This window comes from Nonomuraea sp. NPDC049152, assembly GCF_040648355.1.
Classification (GTDB): domain Bacteria; phylum Actinomycetota; class Actinomycetes; order Streptosporangiales; family Streptosporangiaceae; genus Nonomuraea.
Map to the genome: position 1 here is coordinate 182,392 of NZ_JBEZDO010000017.1, position 17,296 is coordinate 199,687.

Consider the following 17,296-nt stretch of genomic DNA (forward strand, 5'->3'; position numbering starts at 1 on the left):
GGAGGGAGAGGCCATGCCGACGCGAGAACCCGCGCGCGCGGACGGTCCCGCACGCCCAGGAAACGGTGCCGCACAACCGGCGGGCGTCCCCGCGAAACCCGCGCGCGGGCCGGAGAGACCCGCGCGCCAGCGGCCGAGGCCCGCTCCCGTGCGGATCCTGCCGAAACGGACTCCCGGCGACATCTTCGCGGGGCTCGGCGCGCTCGTCGTGCTGGTCGCGCTCGTGGGCGGCGTGCCGTACGCGCTGCTGACGCTGGCGGGGCCGCCGATCTCTCCCGAGTTGCTCGACCTCGACCTCGTGACCAGTCAGGTCGGCGCCAGCACGGTCGTCGCGCTGATGGTGCTGCTGGTGTGGCTGGCGTGGCTCCAGTTGTTCGTGTGCGTCGTCGTCGAGGTCTACGGCGGCATCCGCAGGGTGGGGATGCCGGCCCGCGTGCCGTTGTCGGGGGCGACGCAGGCGCTGGCCAACCGGCTGGTGTCGGCGGTGTTGCTGCTGTTCACGGCGGGCGCGGTGGCCGTGCCCATCGCGGGGTTGAGCGCGCCGCCCGCACGTCCCGCCATGACGACGGTCGCGTACGCCGCGCCGGTGTTCGAGGAGGAGACGACCGTCTACAAGGCCAGGAAGGTCTACACCGTTCAGCCTCCGCACGGCAGGCACCATGAGAGCCTGTGGGAGATCGCGGAGAAGTGTCTGGGCGATGGGCGGAGATATCCGGAGATCTTCCGGTTGAACCAGCACAAGGAACAGCCCGACGGGGCCCGCCTGCGGATGGCCGACCTGATCAGGCCGGGGTGGGTGCTGGACATGCCGGACGACGCGGTCAACGTGCACATCGTGCCCGCTGGGCAGTCGAGGGAGAAGATCCTCAAAGCCCATCCTGGCCCACCGGCGGTGTCGGAGCAGGAGCCGGGGAAGGCCGCTCAGCCCGCACCCGCGAAGGAGACGGCCAACCCCGCTCACCAGAACCCGAAGACCGAGGAGACGAAGCGCCCCGACCAGGCGAAACGCGCGGAGGCAACCAAGCGTGCAGAGGAGGTAAAGCGGGCGGAAGAGGCGGCCAAGCGCGCAGAGGGAGTGAAACGGGCGGAGGAGGCGAGGCGGGCCGGGGAGGCCAGGCGTTCCGAGGAGACGAAGCAGGCAAAGGAGGCGGAGCGGCCGCAAGGGACCGAGCGGCCCCGGGAGAGCGCACGGCCTGTGGAGGATGGGGCCGAGGCGGGGCGAGCGGTGGCGGAAGCGCCCGCCGACCAGGACGGTGGCGCGGAGCAGAACCCCGGGCTCGATCTCGTCGACTACCTCGCGGGCGCGTCCCTGGCCGCCGCGGGACTCCTCGTGATTCTCGGGGGCAGGCGCCGCCGCCAGGTCTGGCGTCGCGCGTTCGGTCACCGCATCGCCCGCCCCCGCGACGACGCCGCCAAGGCCGAGGTGGCGCTCCGCCTGGGCGCCGACGCCCCCGGCGCTCGCATGCTGGACATCGGCCTGCGCCTGCTCGGCGTCGAGCTGGCCGCCCAGAAGCGCGTCCCTCCCACGGTCTACGCCGCCCACCTGTCGGCCAGGACCCTCGACCTGTGGATCCATCCGCCCAGCCCTGACGCGCCCGAGCCGTGGGAGGCGCAGGACGGCGGGCAGGTCTGGCGGCTGGCCGCCCACGAGGGCAGGCTGCTGGAGGAGCAGGCGGGCGGCGCGCCGTACCCGGGGCTGGTCTCGCTGGGCACGGACGGCGGCGGCCGTGTCCTCGTCGACCTGGAGGCCGCCCACGGGCTGATCAACATCCGCGGCCCGCACACCACCGCCGCGCTCGCCGCTCTGGCCGTCGAGCTGGCCACCAACAGATGGTCGGACGAGATGCGTATCACGCTGGTCGGGTTCGGCGAGGAGCTGACCGCGATCGCGCCCGACCGGGTCAGCTCCGTGGGGAGCCTGTCGGAGGCGCTCCCGGAGCTGGAGAAGATGGCCGCGCCCCGCCAGGAGGTGCTGACCGGGCGGATCAACGGCCAGTCCCACCTGGCCCACTACCTGCTCAGCGCCGTCGCGCCCACGGTGGAGGAGGCCCGGCGTCTGGCGCTGCTCGCCAGGAAGGACACGGCGGGGTTCGTGGTCACCGGGGAGGTGCCGCACGCCACCTGGACCATGGAGATTACCGAGGACGGCCGCGCGCGCATCCCCGAGCTGGGCTTCGAGGTGACGGCGCAACTGCTACCCCGACGCCACTACCGGGCGCTGCTGGATCTGTTCGACACGGCGCAGCGCCACGAGGGCGAGGCCATGCCGGATCCCGAACCGCTGGAGGAGCTCCACCCGCCCGCCGTCGAGATCAGGTTGCTCGGCCCCATCGAGGTCAGCGGCCCCGAGCCGATGGAGGAGGGGCGGATGGAGCTGGCCACCGAGCTGCTGGTCTACCTGGCCACGCATCCGGGCGGCGTCCATCCCGTCGTGCTCGGCGGCGTGCTGTGGCCGCGGGGCGTGCAGGCGCTGGTGCGCGACGCCACGATCGCGCGGGTCGCGCACTGGCTCGGCGAGGAACACCTGCGCACCGACGAGGCGGGACGGCTCAGGCTCGGCCCCGAGGTGCGGACCGACTGGGTGCTCTTCCGTGAGCTGGTCAGGCGCTCGCACGACGACGAGACCGCGCGGGCCGTCCTGCTGGAGAAGGCGCTCGGGCTGGTCAGAGGGCCGCTGCTGGCGGGAAGGCCGGGCGGCAGGTACGCGTGGCTGGCCGCCGACGAGCTGGAGTACGACGTGGCGGCGGCCGTCGCCGACGCCGCCCACCGGCTGTGCGAGGTCAAGCTGGCCCACGGCGACGCGGACGCGGCGGTGGCCGCGGTCCGCGCGGGCCTGCTGCTTGCGGCCGACGACGAGGGCCTGTGGCGCGACCTGCTGCGCGCCACCCACGCCACGGGCGACCAGGTACGGCTGCGCGCCGTCGTCGAGGGCCTGACCCGCAGGTCGGCCTCTCACCCGTACGGCGGCGGCATGGCCCCCGAGACCGAGGCGCTCATCGACGACCTGCTGCCGTCATGGCGGATCTACGTGGTCAGGGAGTCTTCCGCGTGATTCATACCAAAAGCCGCACATCAATGGCTCCTGGAAGACAGGGAGACCTAGCGTGATCCGCATGCGAGGGCTGATCGCACCGGTGGTCGCCGCCCTGCTCGGGGCCGGTTGCGCGACCGCCGGCGCCGATCGGCCCTTCACCCCCCGCCAGGCCGCCGCGCCCACGCGCGCGACGGCCGGCGCCCCCTCGACCGAGACGATCCTCGTGGGGCCGAAGACGAAGATCCTCGTCGAACGGCCCGCCACCACCGACCCGCGGCAGGCCGCGCTGCTCAAGGCGTTCACCGACATCTACACGGGGATGTGGAAGGCCGTCGTCACCGGCGACGACTCCTATCTGGCCAGGGTGGCCGACCCGGGCGGACGCGAGGCCGTCGACTGGGTGCTGAGCTTCGACGACCTGTCGGTGCGCGGCACCGCGCGGATCTACGCGATGAACGTCACCGCCGTCATGGACGGCGGCGCCGAGGTCGGCGCCTGCGTGGACGAGACGCGCTTGCGGGTCCTGAAGGGCAGGGGCGGCGTGGCCGTACCCACCCAGCCCGCGTGGACCAGGGCCGCCTACCTGCAGGCCATGATCCTCGCCGAGGGCGAGGACGGCGTCTGGCGGGTCAAGGACTTCAGGCACGGCAAGGAAGGGTGTGCCCAATGAACCGCCTCCTCTCGGCCGCCGTCACGGGCCTGCTGCTGCTCGACCCCGGAGGTCCGCGCGGCGACGGTTTCCAGGACGGCCGTACGGCAGGCGTCCGCCTCGAGAACTCCAAGATCGTGATCACCGGCAACGGCGCGAAGGGCGGGAAGGGCGACGGCTACCAGCTCAAACGCCCCTGCTGGTACGAGCCGGGCCCGGACGCCGCCGAGATGTTCAAGACCCAGGAGGACGTCAGGGCCTACTGGTTCAGGATGAATCCCAACGGCACGGAGGAGCGGTTCCAGGCCTTCCTCAAGCAGTTCAAGGACAAGATCGGGCAGCCGGGCCGCTGGTGGACCCCTGCCTACAACGAGGCGGACGCGCGGGGCAGGGCCTGCTGGGGAGGGCTGGACCAGTTCGTGTGGGTGCCGCCCGGCACCACGCCGCCCGCGGGCATCACGCTGGCGGAGCTGGTGGAGATCGCCAGGGCGGCGCTGACCGTGCCCGAGCCGCAGGTGAAGCTGAACCCCGACGCCAAGAGCTACGTCAACCTGCCGACCTGGGTGTGGCTCGGCGGCGTCGGGACGCCGACGCGCTCGGTCACCGCGTCCATCCCTGGCGTCATGAGCGCGACCGTCACCGCGTCGCTCCAGGACATCAAGATCGACGCTGGGACGTCGTCGGACCGGGCCGAGGTGCGCGAGGACTGCGGGACGTCGGGCCGGCCGTACCAGAAGGGCGGCGAGTTCACCTGCGGCGTGCGGTACCTGCGCGCCTCCGTCGACCAGCCGCGCGAGGTGTACGTGCTGACGGTCACCACCGTGTGGCCCGTCGAGGTGGAGGACGACGTGGTGCCGTTCGCCTACGACCCCGTCGAGGTGGGCGCCACCCGTGACGTGCCCGTCGGCGAGGTGCAGAGCACGGTCAGGCGTCGCTGACCAGCTTCTGGAGCAGCTCGCGCAGCTCCTGCTCGGGCTCGGGGCCGCCGAGCAGCTCGCGGACCCGCGCCTGGAGCGTGACCTGCGCCTCGCTGACCGTCTCGAGCCGCCGCCTGCCGAGGTCGGTGAGCTCCAGCGCGTAGCGGCGGCGGTCGTGCGGGTCTCTGCCGCGCGCCACCAGACCGGCCCTGACCAGCTCGTTGACCGCTTCCGCCGCGGCGGGCTCGGTGATCCGCAGATGGTCGGCGAGGCGGTGCTGCGCGCACGGCGCGAGCTCGTCGAGCCCGGCGAGCGGGCCGAAGTGCCTGGTCCGCAATCCTGTCTCGGCCAGCAGGGCGTCGCCGAGCCTGCGCAGCCGGTAGTGCGCCTGGGAGATCAGGTACGCGGTGCTCTGGACCTGCGCCGGTTCGGGGAGCAGCAGGGTCAGCAGCTCGTTGAGCCTGTCGCGTTCGCCGGGCGTCAGAGCCGCGGTGAGCTCGGCGTCGTGGGCGGCGGCGGCCTCGCGCATGCTCGCCAGCGCCTGGCGGCCCCTGTCGGTCAGGCGCAGCACGTTGGAGCGGCGGTTGCCGAGGTTGCGGGTCCTGGTGACGTGGCCGTGGGCCTCCAGGCCGTCGACGAGCTTCACCATGATGGTCCGGTTGATGCCGAGCCGTTCCGACAGGTCCTGCTGCGAGCAGCCGTCCTGGTCGGCGAGCACGTCGAGCAGGACGAACTCGCGCGAGCGGGACTCTCCGGCGAACCGCGTGAACGCCTGGCGCAGCAGGTTTCCCAGGGAGCGCTTGACCAGATCAGGCAGGGTCGAGGTCACGGCACAATCGTATCAGAGATTGATAGTTGGGATGTTGACAGTTGGGATGTGTCGCTCTAGCTTTGTCGCATGACCTACGAACTCGACATGACGATGATGTTCGCGGTGCACGACGCCCTCCGGCGGGACGCGGAGCGCATCGCCCGGATCACCGCCCGCATGGACGACGACCCGGGGCGGCTGCTGGGCGCGGCCGTGGGCTGGGAGATGTTCAAGGCCTACCTGCGGGTCCACCACACCACCGAGGACGACATGCTGTGGCCGGTGATGGAGCGAACCCTGGCCGACCGGCCCGACGAGCTGGCCCTGCTTGCCGCCATGGAGGCCGAGCACGCGCTCATCGACCCCCTCCTGGAGGCCTTCGACGCGGCGATCGCCGACCCCGACTCGGGTCACGAACGGCTCGGCGACCTTTCCGACACCCTGACCGGCGTCCTCGGCGGGCACCTCAAGCACGAGGAGAGCGAGGCGCTGGCGGTGATCGACCTGAGCGTCACCGCGGAGCAGTGGCAGGCCTTCGGCCAGGAGCACGGCAAGCGGGTCGGCGCCGACGCCACCCGCTACCTGCCATGGGTGCTGGACGACGCGAGCGAGGAGCGGACCGCGCTCATCCTGGGCCGCATGCCCGAGCACATCCAGGCCGCCTACCGCGGCGAGTGGCGCGCCGCCTACGACGCGATGAACGCCTGGGGCCGGTCCGAAAGGTCCTGATCGTCGGCAGCTCGCGGGTTGTCAGCCGCCGGAGACCGCCAACCCCTGATGGTCGTCGAAGGCGATCCTGATCAGCCGGTCGGCGCCCGCGCGGTCGAGCACGTGCGCGCCCAGCGCGGGTCTCGGGTCGCCTGCCCGCACCTGGCCGAGCAGCGCGTGCCAGTGGCGGCGATGGCGGGTGAAGGTCGTGGTCGGCACGACCCTGCCCCTGGCGTACTGCCCGGCGAGCGCGACCTCGGGTGGCGCGTCGAGGAGCAGCAGGTGCAGTTCCGCGCTGTGACGTCGGGCCAGCCACGCGAACGCTCGCAGGACGCGGGGCCCGCAGCCCCTGTTGTGCGCGATCACGGAGCCGCCCACGCTCAGGCCGCGCCTGATCCGCCACACGTGCGTGGCGAACACCACGCCGGTGCGCACCGGCTTGGGTGCCCAGCGCAGCCTGCCGGTCCACCGGGCGCGCGACTGCCCGGAGTCGATCACCGTCACGTGGCCCGAGGTGAACGGGACGCTCTCGGTGCCGTCCATGCCGTACAGGCGGCGTAGGAGGGTCGTCTTGCCCGCGCCTGGCAGGCCCGTGACGATCACCAGTGACTTGGCGGGATAGCGCAGGGTCTCGATCGCCCCTCGGACGGTCATGCGCGAAAGCATACGTCCCGCGATCAGGAACCGGCTCGGCACCTTGATCGTTGAGGCGTGAGGTCGCACCATCCAACTCGACAGGGAGAACTAGCCGTGGTCTTCAAGCGGATGCTGGGCGCGTTCGGCGTCGGCGCCCCCACAGTGGACACCGTCCTCACCACCCCGCGGGTCCAGCCTGGCGGGCGGCTGTCCGGTGAAGTACGGCTCAAGGGTGGCGACTTCGACGCCGAGATCGAGCACGTCACGCTCGGTCTGGTCGCCAGGGTCGAGATCGAGCACGGCGAAGGCGAGGGGAGCGGCGTCGGCGAGTTCTTCCGCACGACCGTCTCAGGGCCCTTCACGCTGGCCAAGGGCGAGGACAGGACCCTCGGCTTCACGGTGAGCGTGCCGTGGGAGACCCCGATCAGCGAGGTAGGCGGCCGTCCGCTGACGGGGATGGCCGTGGGTGTGCGCACCGAACTGGCCATCGCCAAGGCCGTCGACAAGGGCGACCTCGACCCCGTCGTGGTCGAGCCGCTGCCCTCGCAGCTGCGGGTGCTGGAGGCGTTCCCGCAGCTCGGCTTCCAGTTCAGGTCCGCCGACCTGGAGGTCGGCCGGCTGCACGGCGTGCGTCAGGAGCTGCCGTTCTACCAGGAGATCGAGTTCTACGCCCCTGGCGGCGGGGAGGCCGAGTTGACCTTCGTCGCCGACGAGGGCGGTCTCGAGATCGTCCTGGAGTCGGGAGGTCGCTCGGGAGACGCGATCGGCCGCTTCCACGTCACCCACGAGGAGGCTCTGCGCACCGACTGGGCGGGGGAGATCGACCGCTGGATGGCCCAGCTGTCGCGGTCCTCCCACCACGGCCACCACGACCATCACGGCCACCACGGCTACGACGACGACCACGGTCATGGCGGTCCCGGCTTCGGTGCCGTGGCAGCGGGTGCCGCCGCCGGCGTGGTCGGCGGGCTCGTCGTGGGCGAGGTCATCGAGGAGATCTTCGAGGGCGACGAGGGCGAAGGCGACTGGTGACGCGGGTCTGACGCTTAGGCCCCGGCTCGGGTCGCCACCGAGCCGGGGCCCGAGGCTCACGCCCTGCCGGACTCGTGCGCCAGCAGCCACTCCTTGACCGGCACGCCGTAGTAGTAGCCGCCGAACCCGCCCGTGCTCGGCAGCACCCTGTGGCAGGGCACGAACGGCGCGATCAGGTTCTGGGCGCAGGCCGAGCCCGCCGCCCTCGCCGCGGTCCTCGGCATGCCCGCCCGCTCGGCCAGCTCCGCGTACGACACCGTGGTCCCCGCCTTGACCTCGCGCAGAGCCTCGTGCAGCCGCTTGCGGGTGGGGGAGCCCGGCTGCTCGACGGGAACGGCGTCGAGCGCGTCGAGGTCGCCGGCCAGGTAGGCGCGCACCGCCTCCGCGGGGGCGCCGAGGTCGTCCACGACGTCGAGGCCGTGCGCCCGCAGCTCGGGCGAGAGCCGTACGAACATCTCGGTGGGGTCGGCGGTGAACCCGGCGGCCACGATCACGCCGTCGCGCGCCAGCAGCGCGAGCGGGCCGACGGGGCTGGGCAGCAGCTGTGCCTCGATCATGAAGAGCTCCAGAGGTGAAGGGCGGCGTAGGCCCGCCAGGGCCGCCACCGCTCGAGATGATCCTGAGGGATGCCGAGCGCGGCCATGCGCTTGACCAGGACGAGGTCGCCCGAAGGCCACGCGTCCGGGTCGCGCAGCGCGCGCAGCGAGATGTAGCCGGCGGTCCACGGGCCGATGCCCGGCACCTTGAGCAGGTCGGCGACCGCGTCGGCGGGGTCCTGGCCGCCGTCGAGGTCGATGTCGCCCGCGGCGACACGGCCCGCCAGGTCCCGCAGCGTGGCCACGCGCCTGGTGGTCATGCCGAGCCCCGACAGGTCCATGTCCGCCATCTGCGCGGCGGTGGGGAAACCACCCGCCCTGTCCACGATCCTGCCGAGCAGTGTCCTGGCGCCCGCGACCGAGATCTGCTGTCCGACGATCGCCCGCACGGCCAGCTCGAACCCGTCGAACGCGCCGGGCACGCGCAGCCCCGGCCGCGCGGCCACCAGCGGGGCCAGCGACGTCGCCCCGAGCGCCTCGCTGATCGCGGCGGGGTCGGCGTCGAGGTCGAGCAGCCTGCGGCAGCGCGCCACGACCCTGGCCAGGTGCCTGGTGTCGTCGAGCGAGGCGTCGAGCAGGACGTGCCCCTCGCCGGGCGTCAGCGTGATCGAGCCGCCCTGCACGACCCGGTGGTAGGACCCGTTCTCGATGCGCTCCAGACCGGGGATGGCGCGTGCGGCCAGGAAGGCGAACAACCGCTCCACGTCGTACGGCTCCCGCCAGTTCAGCCTGAGCCTGAGCGCGGCGGGAGCGCCGGGCCGGTGCGCGGTGGCGCGCATCTCCGAGGGCGTGAAGCCGTACGTCTCCTGCATGGTGGCGTTGAATTGCCGCACGCTGCCGAACCCCGCCGCGAACGCCACCTCCGTCACCGGCAGCGCCGTCTCGGTCAGCAGTTGCTTGGCCAGCAGCAGCCGTTTGGTGCGGGCCACCGCCAGCGGCCCGACACCCAGCTCGCCGACGAACAGCCGGTGCAGGTGCCGCTCGGTGATGTGCAGCCTGGTCGCGAGGCCCGCGACGCCGTGGTCGTCGGCCGCGCCGTCGTCGATCAGCCGCAGCGCCCGTCCCACCAGGTCGCCGCGCACGTCCCAGCCTGGGTCGCCGGGCGACAGCTCGGGGCGGCACCGCTTGCACGGCCTGAACCCCGCGGCCTCGGCGGAGGCGGCGTGCCGGTAGAAACGCACGTTGCGCGAGGCGGGCGTGCGCGCGGGGCAGATCGGCCTGCAGTAGATGCCTGTCGTCTTCACCGCCGTGTAGAAGCGCCCGTCGAACCTGGCGTCGCGCGCGGACACCGCGCGGTAGCAGGCGTCGAAGTCCAACGTTTCCATGCCACGACGCTATCTCCTGCTGGGCACACTCAACTGGCGGATTTCGGACCTCACCGTGATCAGCGGCGCCCACGACAGCGCCATCAGGATCGCGCCCGCCCACAGCGGCGCGCGCACGCCCCACAGCTCGCCGACGCCACCCGCGAGCAGCCCGCCGACGCCCACCGCGCCCATCAGGATGACCTGCATGATCGAGGTCATCCTGCCGAGCATGTGGTCGGGCGTGAGCTGCTGCCTGAAGCTCACCAGCAGCACGTTGTTCACGCCCGTGCGCACGGACTGGACGAAGAAGCCCGCGGCCGACAGCCAGATCCAGGCGCCCTGGTCCAGCAGGGGCACCAAAAGGGAGAACGGCGCGGTCCCCACCGCGAGCAGCCACACCGCGCGCCCCTGCCCGAGCCATCTGGCCAGCAGGTGCGCGCACGCCGACCCCACGAGCGACCCCACCCCGCTGGCCGCGAGGAACGCGCCGAACACCCACTCGGGGAAGGCCAGCTCCCGTATCAGCAGCACCGGCAGCAGCACCGTGGCCAGCGGAAATCCCAGGTTCACCATCGCGCCCTGCGCCGCGATCGACACCAGCACCCTGTTCCCGAACAGGAACCGCAGCCCTTCGCGGAGCTGCCTTCCGACCGGCTCCCGTACGGCCGGAGGCGGCTCCACCGCCCTGATCCCGCGTAGCCACAGCGCCGACCACACGTACGTCACCGCGTCGAGCAGCAGCACCAGCGGAGCGCCCAGCACCTGGGTGAGCACGCTTCCGACGCTGCGACCCGAGATGTACATCGCCGAGTTCGTCCCCACGAGCAGCGAGTTGGCCGAGGTCAGCCGGTCGCGGCCGACCAGTGCGGGCACCATGCTGTGCGAGGCCACGTCGAAGAACAGGGTGCCGACGCCCGATACGATCGCGACCAGGTAGAGCTGCTCCATCGTCAGCGCGTCCAGCCACCAGGCGGCTGTGACGGAGGCCACGGCCGCCGCGCGCACCACGTCCATCGTCACCATGACGGGGCGCCGCCGTACCCTGTCGACCCACACCCCCGCGGGCAGGCCCATGACGAGCACGACCAGCGTGGCCAGCGAGCTGAGCAGGCCGACCTCGCCAGGGCTCGCGTCGAGCGCGGTCACGGCCAGCAGCGGCAGCGCCACGTAGGAGAGCTGGGTGCCGAACTGGCTGCCGAACGCGGCGACGTACAGCCGCCTGAAGTCGCGATCCATGCCTGGCACGATGCCCGTCGTGGTGCTTTAATGGCGATGAATTAAGGAGAGAGCTAATCGAACTGACTTTTACCGTCCAGGACATCGCCAACACGCGCTTCGCCGTCTCGCCGCTGTGGGAGGTCGTCGCCAGCGTCAGGGTGGTGAAGGAGCCGACGGGGATCAACCGCCCGTGGGCCGGCCAGGTGCGCCGCCGCCTGGCCGACGTGGACTGGCGGCTGCTGTCCGACCTCGTGCCCGTGCCCACCATCTCGCTCGTCGCCTTCATCGCCCCGCCGCCCACCACCTCGCTGCCCGACCTGGAGCTGGAGCTGGCAGGGATGCTGTCGCGCGCCGCCGACGTGCGCGCAGAGCTCGACGCGTGGGTCGGCGACCGCACCCCGCTGCTGCAGGCCCTCTATGACGACCCGGAGGCGGGGTTGGCGCGGCTGGCCGACGAGATCAGGGCGTACTGGGCGGCGGCCGTCGAGCCGTACTGGCCGCGCGTCCGTGCGCTCCTGGAAGGCGACCTGCTGTACCGCGCTCGCATGCTGGCCGAGGGCGGCGTGCACGGGATGCTGACCGACCTCGACGCGAACGTGAGCTGGCAGGGGGAGCGGCTCCACCTCGCGCACCGCTTGTGCCGGGGCGTCAGGCCGCTCGACGGGCGCGGGCTGCTGCTGGTGCCCTCCGTCTTCGCGTGGCCGCGGATCTTCTCGATCACGGTGCCGCCGTTCCAGCCGACGCTGCGCTACCCGCCGCGAGGGATCGCGACGCTGTGGGAGAGCGAGCGGAGGGACCCGCCCGCCGCGCTGGCGGCGGTGCTGGGCTCGATGAGGGCCAGGCTGCTGGCCGAGCTGGACCAGCCCGCCTCGACCCGAGACCTCGCGGCGCGGGCCGGCCTGTCGGAGCCGGGAGCGAACCAGCACCTGACGGCCCTGAAGAAGGCGGGCCTGTGCAGCTCGCACCGCACAGGCCGCTACGTCCTCTACGCCCGCACCGCCGTCGCCGAAGCCCTCCTGAACCCCACCTGACCCGCCGAGCGCCAACCTGCCCGCGGCCCTCGGCGGCGACGGCCTCTACTTGGAGGAGACCCCCACGCCCAGGTCGAACTCGCGGTAGACGCGCGCCCAGAACCCGTCGCGCAGCCACACCCGCGCCTCGGGGTAGGGCCGCAGCGAGTGGCCGAGCTCCTTCTCCGCCTCGATGAGCAGTTCGGTGTCGATGACCGTGGGCAGGATCGGCCCTGGGAGCAGGTCCCTGATGTTGTCGCGGCCGCGGGTGAGGATCCACTTCTGGGCCACGTGCTCGCCGACGTCCTCCACCCTGGGCCTGGACGGTCCGAGCTTGGCCACCTGGCCGGGCTTGACGTGCGGCTTCGGCGCGGCCGTACGGCCGGCGAAGACCTGCGCGGGCGACGGGGCGGTGACCGGCGGCACCACCGCCACGGGCTGCGGCGCACGGCTGAAAAACGGCCTCAGGAAGTCAGCGGAGATCACTTCGACGGTGTCGGACTCCCACACCAGGCGCTCGGCCTGGTTGGTGCCGTAGGGCGGCTCCACACCCCACAGGTGGATCCGCACGCCGTAGGCCTGGGCGGCCTCGACCGCGGGCACCATGTCCTCATCGCCCGCCAGCAGGATCGTGTCCGTCACCGCGTGGTGCCTGGCCAGAGCCTCAAGATCGCTCCTGATCTGGGCGTCCACGCCTTTCTGCTGACCACGCGCGTTCAGGTTGCCAAGCCGTACCTTGACCCAGGGAAGCTGGGCGATGACCCGCTGGTCCACGGTCGGCACACGGTCACGGGCGGCGTCATACCAATAGATCCGCAGGAGTTCGCCAGAAATACGTTGCTCAGCATGCTTCTGCAAGGATTGGATGAGCTCATCGGCGCCAACCCGGTATTCCTTGCGCTCCTTGGCCCCGAGCAGTACTTCACCTGCCGCGGCATAGAGATAACCGACGTCCACAAGGACGGCGTACTTCGCCGCGACAGGGTGCGGCGTGAGGTCTGGGATGGCCATGTCGTCCTCCAGGCCGCGGTGCTCGTTGATCGGCTGACTATATACGCCTACTTTTCTAGATAGTCCCAACTCCCGGCGAACTTGACACCCGTTTCTCAGGATCCTCTAGGGCAGGACGCTGTTTCGCCACGCCGACTTCCCAGGTACGAGGGGTTTACGCATGACTCTGGCCGGGTTTCGCCATGATTGGCGCTGCGGCGCCGCCGGAGGATCAGGCTCGGCGTGCCGGGCCGCGAGAACCGTCACCAGAGCCGCGATCTCCTCGGCGGTCGCGTTACCGCGAATAATTCGCAGATGAGGTGTCATAGCGGGATGTTCCCATGTTTCTTCGGGGGCAGCGACGCCCGCTTGTTCCGCAGCGCGCGCAGCGCCTTGACGACCTGAACCCGGGTATCGGACGGCCGGATCACGGCGTCGACGTATCCGCGCTCGGCGGCGAGGAACGGATTGGCCAACGTGTCCTCGTACTCGGTGACCAGCCTGGCCCGCTCGGCGTCGGGATCGTCGGCTCCGGCCAGCTCGCGCCGGTAGAGAATGTTGACCGCGCCCTGCGCGCCCATGACCGCGATCTGGGCGGTCGGCCAGGCCAGGTTGATGTCGGCGCCGAGGTGCTTGGAGCCCATGACGTCGTAGGCGCCGCCGTAGGCCTTGCGGGTGATGACCGTGACCAGCGGCACGGTGGCCTCGGCATACGCATACAGGAGCTTGGCGCCGCGCCTGATGATTCCGTTCCATTCCTGGTCGGTCCCCGGCAGGAATCCCGGGACATCCACAAATGTCAACACGGGGATATTGAAGGCATCACAAGTCCGTACGAATCTTGCGGCTTTTTCGGATGCGGCAATATCGAGCGTTCCAGCGAAACTCATCGGCTGGTTGGCGACGATCCCGACCGAGCGTCCCTCGACCCTGCCGAAACCCACCACGATGTTCGGCGCGAACAGCGCGTGGACCTCAAGGAACTCGCCGTCGTCGAGCACGTGCTCGACGACCGTGCGCATGTCGTAGGGCTGGTTGGCCGAGTCGGGGATCAGCGTGTCGAGCTCACGGTCCTCGTCGGTGACCGCCGGCTCGGCGTCGGCGTCGTAGACCGGAGCCTCGTCCAGGTTGTTGGATGGCAGATAGGACAGCAGCGCCCTGGCCAGGTCGAGGCAGTCGGCCTCGTCGGCCGCCTCGAAGTGCGCGACGCCCGACTTGGAGTTGTGCGTGTGGGCCCCGCCCAGTTCCTCGAAGCTCACCTCCTCGCCGGTGACCGTCTTGATCACGTCGGGCCCGGTGATGAACATGTGCGACTTCTCCTGAACCATCAGGACGAAGTCGGTCAGAGCGGGGGAGTAGACGGCGCCGCCCGCGCAGGGGCCCATGACCAGCGAGATCTGCGGGACCACGCCCGAGGCGTGCACGTTGCGCTTGAAGATCTCGGCGAACAGGCCGAGCGCCACCACGCCCTCCTGGATCCTGGCCCCTCCGCCGTCGTTGATGCCGACGATCGGGCAGCCGACCTTGAGCGCGTGGTCCATGACCTTGACGATCTTCTCGCCGTAGACCTCGCCGAGCGAGCCGCCGAAGACGGTGAAGTCCTGGCTGTAGACGGCGACGGGACGGCCGTCGACGGTGCCGTGGCCGGTGACCACGCCGTCGCCGTAGGGCCTGTTGTTCTCGATCCCGAAGGCCGTCGCGCGGTGCCTGGCGAACTCGTCGAACTCGACGAAGGACCCCTCGTCGAGGAAGGCCGCCAGGCGCTCGCGCGCGGTCATCTTGCCCTTGGCGTGCTGCTTCTCCACGGCGCGGGCCGAGCCGGCGTGCACGGCCTCGTCCTGCCGCCGCTCGAAGTCGGCGAGCTTGCCCGCGGTGGTATGGATGTCGATCTCTGGGGGCTCGGACGGCAGTGCGGCACTCATGTCCGTAAGACTAGTCCTGGGATCAAGAGGCCTTCAGCTGGAGCGTTTCACCGTCGCCGGCCCCCAGCTGCGCGATCGAAACCGTGATCCCCTCGAAACCGCACGAGTGGTCCGGCCAGTGCGCAAGGTTGCCAAAAGGCACCAGACTGGTTCTCATGACGGAGGCAGTGCGCACAGAGGGCCTGTTCAAACGATTCGGGCAGCAGGTGGCGGTGGCGGGGGTGAACTTCACCGTGCCCGCGGGCAGCTTCGCGGGTCTGGTCGGCCCGAACGGCGCGGGCAAGACGACCACGCTCAGCATGATCACCGGTCTGCTCCGTCCCGACGGCGGGCTCGCCCGGATCGGCGACGTCGACGTGTGGCGCGACCCCGTCCAGGTCAAGGCCCACATCGGAGTACTGCCCGAGGGACTGCGGCTGTTCGAGCGGCTGTCGGGCCGCGAGCTGCTCCAGTACAACGGCCGCCTGCGCGGCATCCCCAAGGCCGACGTCGAGCAGCGCGCCGAGGAGCTCCTGCGCGTCATGGACCTGGTCGACTCGGCCGACAAACTCGTCGTCGACTACTCCACCGGCATGCGCAAGAAGATCGGCCTGGCCGCCGCGCTGCTGCACAACCCTTCCGTGCTCTTCCTCGACGAGCCCTTCGAGGGCGTCGACCCCGTCAGCGCCAACACGCTCACCGAGGTGCTCCAGCGCTACACCGCCTCCGGCTCCACCGTCATCTTCTCCAGCCACGTCATGGACCTGGTCGAGCGGCTGTGCGACTGGGTGTCGGTGATGAGCGGCGGCCACATCGTCGCCCAGGGCCCCATCGACGAGGTCCGCGCCGGGCGCAGCCTCAACCAGGCCTTCCTCGACCTCGTCGGCGTACGGCACGGCGGAGAGGAGGGGCTGACGTGGTTGGGCTCTTCGTCGCGCTGAAGATCAGGCTGATCGCCGGAGGACTGCGCGGCGACACCCAGCGCATCATCGGCTTCGCCTTCTCCCTGCTCGCCGCGCTCATCGTGGCGGCGGGCGGCTTCCTGCTGCTGACGCTCCTCAGGATGACATCACCGCAGGTGGCCACCGATGTCGGAGTGATCGCCTTCACCGTCCTGCTGGTCTTCTGGGCGACGGTGCCGCTGCTGGCCTTCGGGCTCGACGACACCCTCGACCCCGCCAGGCTCGCCCTCTTCCCCCTGCGCACGAGACAGCTGGCGACCGGCATGTTCGCCGCCTCGGTCACCGGCGTGTGGCCGATCGTCTCCCTGATCGTGACGGCGGGCGCGCTGGCAGGCCTCGCGAGAGGAGCGGGCGGCTTCCTGCTCGGCCTCGTCGCGGTGATCCTGCAGTTCGCGCTCTGCATCGTCACCTCCAGGCTGATCACGACCGCGCTGTCGGGGCTGCTGCGCTCGCGCAGGGGCCGCGACCTGCTGGCCGTCGCCGTCATCGTCTTCGTGCTGATGGCCCAGCTGCCCAACCTGATCGTCAACCGCGGCCTGAGCGGGGACCCCCTCGCGATGCTGCACAGCCTCGCCTCCGTGCTGCGCTGGACGCCGCCAGGCTGGGCCGCCCACGCCATCGGCGACGGCGGCGCGACCGGTGCGCTCGAACTGGCCGCGCTCGCCGTGCTCGTCCTGGTGCTCGGCTGGCTGTGGATCAAGGCGCTGGGCCGCGCCCTCGTCACGACCGACGCCTCCACCCAGGCTGCCTCGGTACGCAGATCCAGCGGCCTGCTCGACCGGTTCCTGCCCGACGGCCAGGTCGCGGCCGTGGTGTCGAAGGAGCTGAAGTACGCCAGGCGCGACCCGCGCGGGCGCGTCGGCTGGTTCGCCTCCATCGCCGTGACGTGCGTGCTGGCCTTCAGCATCAACGGCGACGGCTCGGCAGGCGGCGCGGGCGCCGCGATCGGCCCCGCCTGCGTCGGCGCTCTGATGATCGGCCTGCAGCAGTGCAACACCTTCGGCATCGACGGCCGCTCCCTGTGGATGAACGCGGTCGTCTACGGCGACGGCCGTGACCTGCGCGGCGACCTGGCGGGACGGCATCTCGCCGTGGCGATCATCGCGGTTCCGATCCTGACGGCGCTCGGCGTGATCGGCGGGCTGTTCGCCGGCAACCTGGCCTGGGTCGTGCCCGCCGTCCTCACCGCGTGGGGCGTGCTCGGCATCGGGCTCGGCGTCGGCGCGGTGACCAGCGTGCTCGTGCCGTACACGGTGCCCGACCGGCTCAACGCCTTCACCGGCGCGGCGCCCGGCCAGGGCGGGGTGGCCTTCGTCACCTCCTTCGGCGCCATGATCGCCACGGCCGTGCTGGCGTTGCCCGTCGCGCTGCCCGTGCTGCTGGGGGTCGGCTGGATGAGCTTGGTGGCGCTGCCGTACGGCTTGGCGCTGGCGTGGACGGGCAGGCTGCTGGCGGGCAAGTGGGGCTACCCGCGCATGCCCGAGCTGCTCGCCGCCGTCTCCAGGCCCACCTAATGGTCTAGTCC

At 71.2% G+C, this 17,296-nt stretch carries 17 protein-coding genes; 9 read left to right on the forward strand and 8 right to left on the reverse strand.

Annotated features, from left to right (window positions below):
- Positions 1–148 precede the first annotated feature (148 nt).
- The 3 genes from AB0B45_RS28955 to AB0B45_RS28965 are packed head-to-tail and all read left to right on the forward strand — an operon-like array spanning position 149 to position 4,621.
- On the forward strand, positions 149–3,052 hold the full coding sequence (locus tag AB0B45_RS28955) for a BTAD domain-containing putative transcriptional regulator (protein WP_358136697.1): 2,904 nt from the start codon (positions 149–151) through the stop codon (positions 3,050–3,052).
- Positions 3,053–3,104: 52 nt separating this feature from the next.
- Positions 3,105–3,704, forward strand: coding sequence for a hypothetical protein (locus AB0B45_RS28960; RefSeq protein WP_358136700.1), 600 nt, complete (start codon positions 3,105–3,107; stop codon positions 3,702–3,704).
- Positions 3,701–4,621 (forward strand): hypothetical protein, encoded by a 921-nt coding sequence (locus tag AB0B45_RS28965; protein ID WP_358136703.1) that lies wholly within the window; start codon positions 3,701–3,703, stop codon positions 4,619–4,621. The genes AB0B45_RS28960 and AB0B45_RS28965 overlap by 4 nt, the downstream gene beginning before the upstream one ends.
- Here AB0B45_RS28965 and AB0B45_RS28970 read toward each other — a convergent pair.
- Positions 4,608–5,429, reverse strand: coding sequence for a MarR family transcriptional regulator (locus tag AB0B45_RS28970; protein WP_358136706.1), 822 nt, complete (start codon positions 5,427–5,429; stop codon positions 4,608–4,610). The genes AB0B45_RS28965 and AB0B45_RS28970 overlap by 14 nt on opposite strands.
- Positions 5,430–5,498: 69 nt before the next feature.
- Here AB0B45_RS28970 and AB0B45_RS28975 point away from each other — a divergent pair, with 69 nt between their 5' ends.
- Complete coding sequence (locus tag AB0B45_RS28975) at positions 5,499–6,140, forward strand: hemerythrin domain-containing protein (protein ID WP_358136709.1); 642 nt, start codon at positions 5,499–5,501, stop codon at positions 6,138–6,140.
- 21 nt (positions 6,141–6,161) lie between these two features.
- On the opposite strand, the gene AB0B45_RS28980 is transcribed toward AB0B45_RS28975, so the two are convergent.
- Positions 6,162–6,773, reverse strand: coding sequence for an AAA family ATPase (locus tag AB0B45_RS28980; RefSeq protein ID WP_358136712.1), 612 nt, complete (start codon positions 6,771–6,773; stop codon positions 6,162–6,164).
- A gap of 96 nt (positions 6,774–6,869) precedes the next feature.
- Here AB0B45_RS28980 and AB0B45_RS28985 point away from each other — a divergent pair, with 96 nt between their 5' ends.
- Positions 6,870–7,787 (forward strand): sporulation protein, encoded by a 918-nt coding sequence (locus tag AB0B45_RS28985; RefSeq protein ID WP_358136715.1) that lies wholly within the window; start codon positions 6,870–6,872, stop codon positions 7,785–7,787.
- 56 nt (positions 7,788–7,843) lie between these two features.
- Here the strand turns inward: AB0B45_RS28985 and AB0B45_RS28990 are convergent, their stop codons facing one another.
- Genes AB0B45_RS28990 through AB0B45_RS29000 form a run of 3 tightly spaced genes read right to left on the reverse strand, consistent with a single transcriptional unit; the run spans position 7,844 to position 10,926 of the window.
- Positions 7,844–8,344: a methylated-DNA--[protein]-cysteine S-methyltransferase gene (locus AB0B45_RS28990; RefSeq protein ID WP_358136718.1), complete on the reverse strand. Its 501-nt coding sequence runs from the start codon at positions 8,342–8,344 to the stop codon at positions 7,844–7,846.
- Positions 8,341–9,708 (reverse strand): AlkA N-terminal domain-containing protein, encoded by a 1,368-nt coding sequence (locus AB0B45_RS28995; RefSeq protein ID WP_358136720.1) that lies wholly within the window; start codon positions 9,706–9,708, stop codon positions 8,341–8,343. Before AB0B45_RS28995 ends, AB0B45_RS28990 begins: the two co-directional genes overlap by 4 nt.
- 9 nt (positions 9,709–9,717) lie before the next feature.
- The gene (locus tag AB0B45_RS29000) at positions 9,718–10,926 is read right to left on the reverse strand and encodes an MFS transporter (protein ID WP_358136723.1); all 1,209 of its coding nucleotides are present in this window, start codon (positions 10,924–10,926) and stop codon (positions 9,718–9,720) included.
- Positions 10,927–11,069: 143 nt separating this feature from the next.
- Here AB0B45_RS29000 and AB0B45_RS29005 point away from each other — a divergent pair, with 143 nt between their 5' ends.
- Positions 11,070–11,939 (forward strand): DUF5937 family protein, encoded by an 870-nt coding sequence (locus AB0B45_RS29005; RefSeq protein WP_358136726.1) that lies wholly within the window; start codon positions 11,070–11,072, stop codon positions 11,937–11,939.
- 45 nt (positions 11,940–11,984) lie between these two features.
- Here AB0B45_RS29005 and AB0B45_RS29010 read toward each other — a convergent pair whose 3' ends face one another.
- The gene (locus AB0B45_RS29010) at positions 11,985–12,875 is read right to left on the reverse strand and encodes an NYN domain-containing protein (RefSeq protein WP_358136821.1); all 891 of its coding nucleotides are present in this window, start codon (positions 12,873–12,875) and stop codon (positions 11,985–11,987) included.
- On the opposite strand from AB0B45_RS29010, the gene AB0B45_RS29015 reads away from it, so the two are divergent.
- Positions 12,765–12,992, forward strand: coding sequence for a hypothetical protein (locus AB0B45_RS29015; RefSeq protein ID WP_358136824.1), 228 nt, complete (start codon positions 12,765–12,767; stop codon positions 12,990–12,992). The two genes, AB0B45_RS29010 and AB0B45_RS29015, sit on opposite strands and share 111 nt — an antisense overlap.
- A 42-nt stretch (positions 12,993–13,034) precedes the next feature.
- Here the strand turns inward: AB0B45_RS29015 and AB0B45_RS29020 are convergent, their stop codons facing one another.
- Both AB0B45_RS29020 and AB0B45_RS29025 read right to left on the reverse strand, forming a co-directional pair.
- Positions 13,035–13,235 carry an acyl-CoA carboxylase subunit epsilon gene (locus AB0B45_RS29020; protein WP_358136729.1) on the reverse strand — a complete coding sequence of 67 codons (201 nt, stop codon included), beginning with the start codon at positions 13,233–13,235 and terminating at the stop codon, positions 13,035–13,037.
- Entirely contained in the window at positions 13,232–14,830 is a 1,599-nt protein-coding gene (locus AB0B45_RS29025; RefSeq protein WP_358136731.1) for an acyl-CoA carboxylase subunit beta, read from the reverse strand. The genes AB0B45_RS29020 and AB0B45_RS29025 overlap by 4 nt, the downstream gene beginning before the upstream one ends.
- Positions 14,831–14,985: 155 nt before the next feature.
- On the opposite strand from AB0B45_RS29025, the gene AB0B45_RS29030 reads away from it, so the two are divergent.
- Both AB0B45_RS29030 and AB0B45_RS29035 read left to right on the forward strand, forming a co-directional pair.
- On the forward strand, positions 14,986–15,750 hold the full coding sequence (locus tag AB0B45_RS29030; RefSeq protein WP_358136734.1) for an ABC transporter ATP-binding protein: 765 nt from the start codon (positions 14,986–14,988) through the stop codon (positions 15,748–15,750).
- On the forward strand, positions 15,726–17,285 hold the full coding sequence (locus tag AB0B45_RS29035) for a hypothetical protein (protein WP_358136736.1): 1,560 nt from the start codon (positions 15,726–15,728) through the stop codon (positions 17,283–17,285). The genes AB0B45_RS29030 and AB0B45_RS29035 overlap by 25 nt, the downstream gene beginning before the upstream one ends.
- The last annotated feature ends 11 nt before the right edge of the window (positions 17,286–17,296 follow it).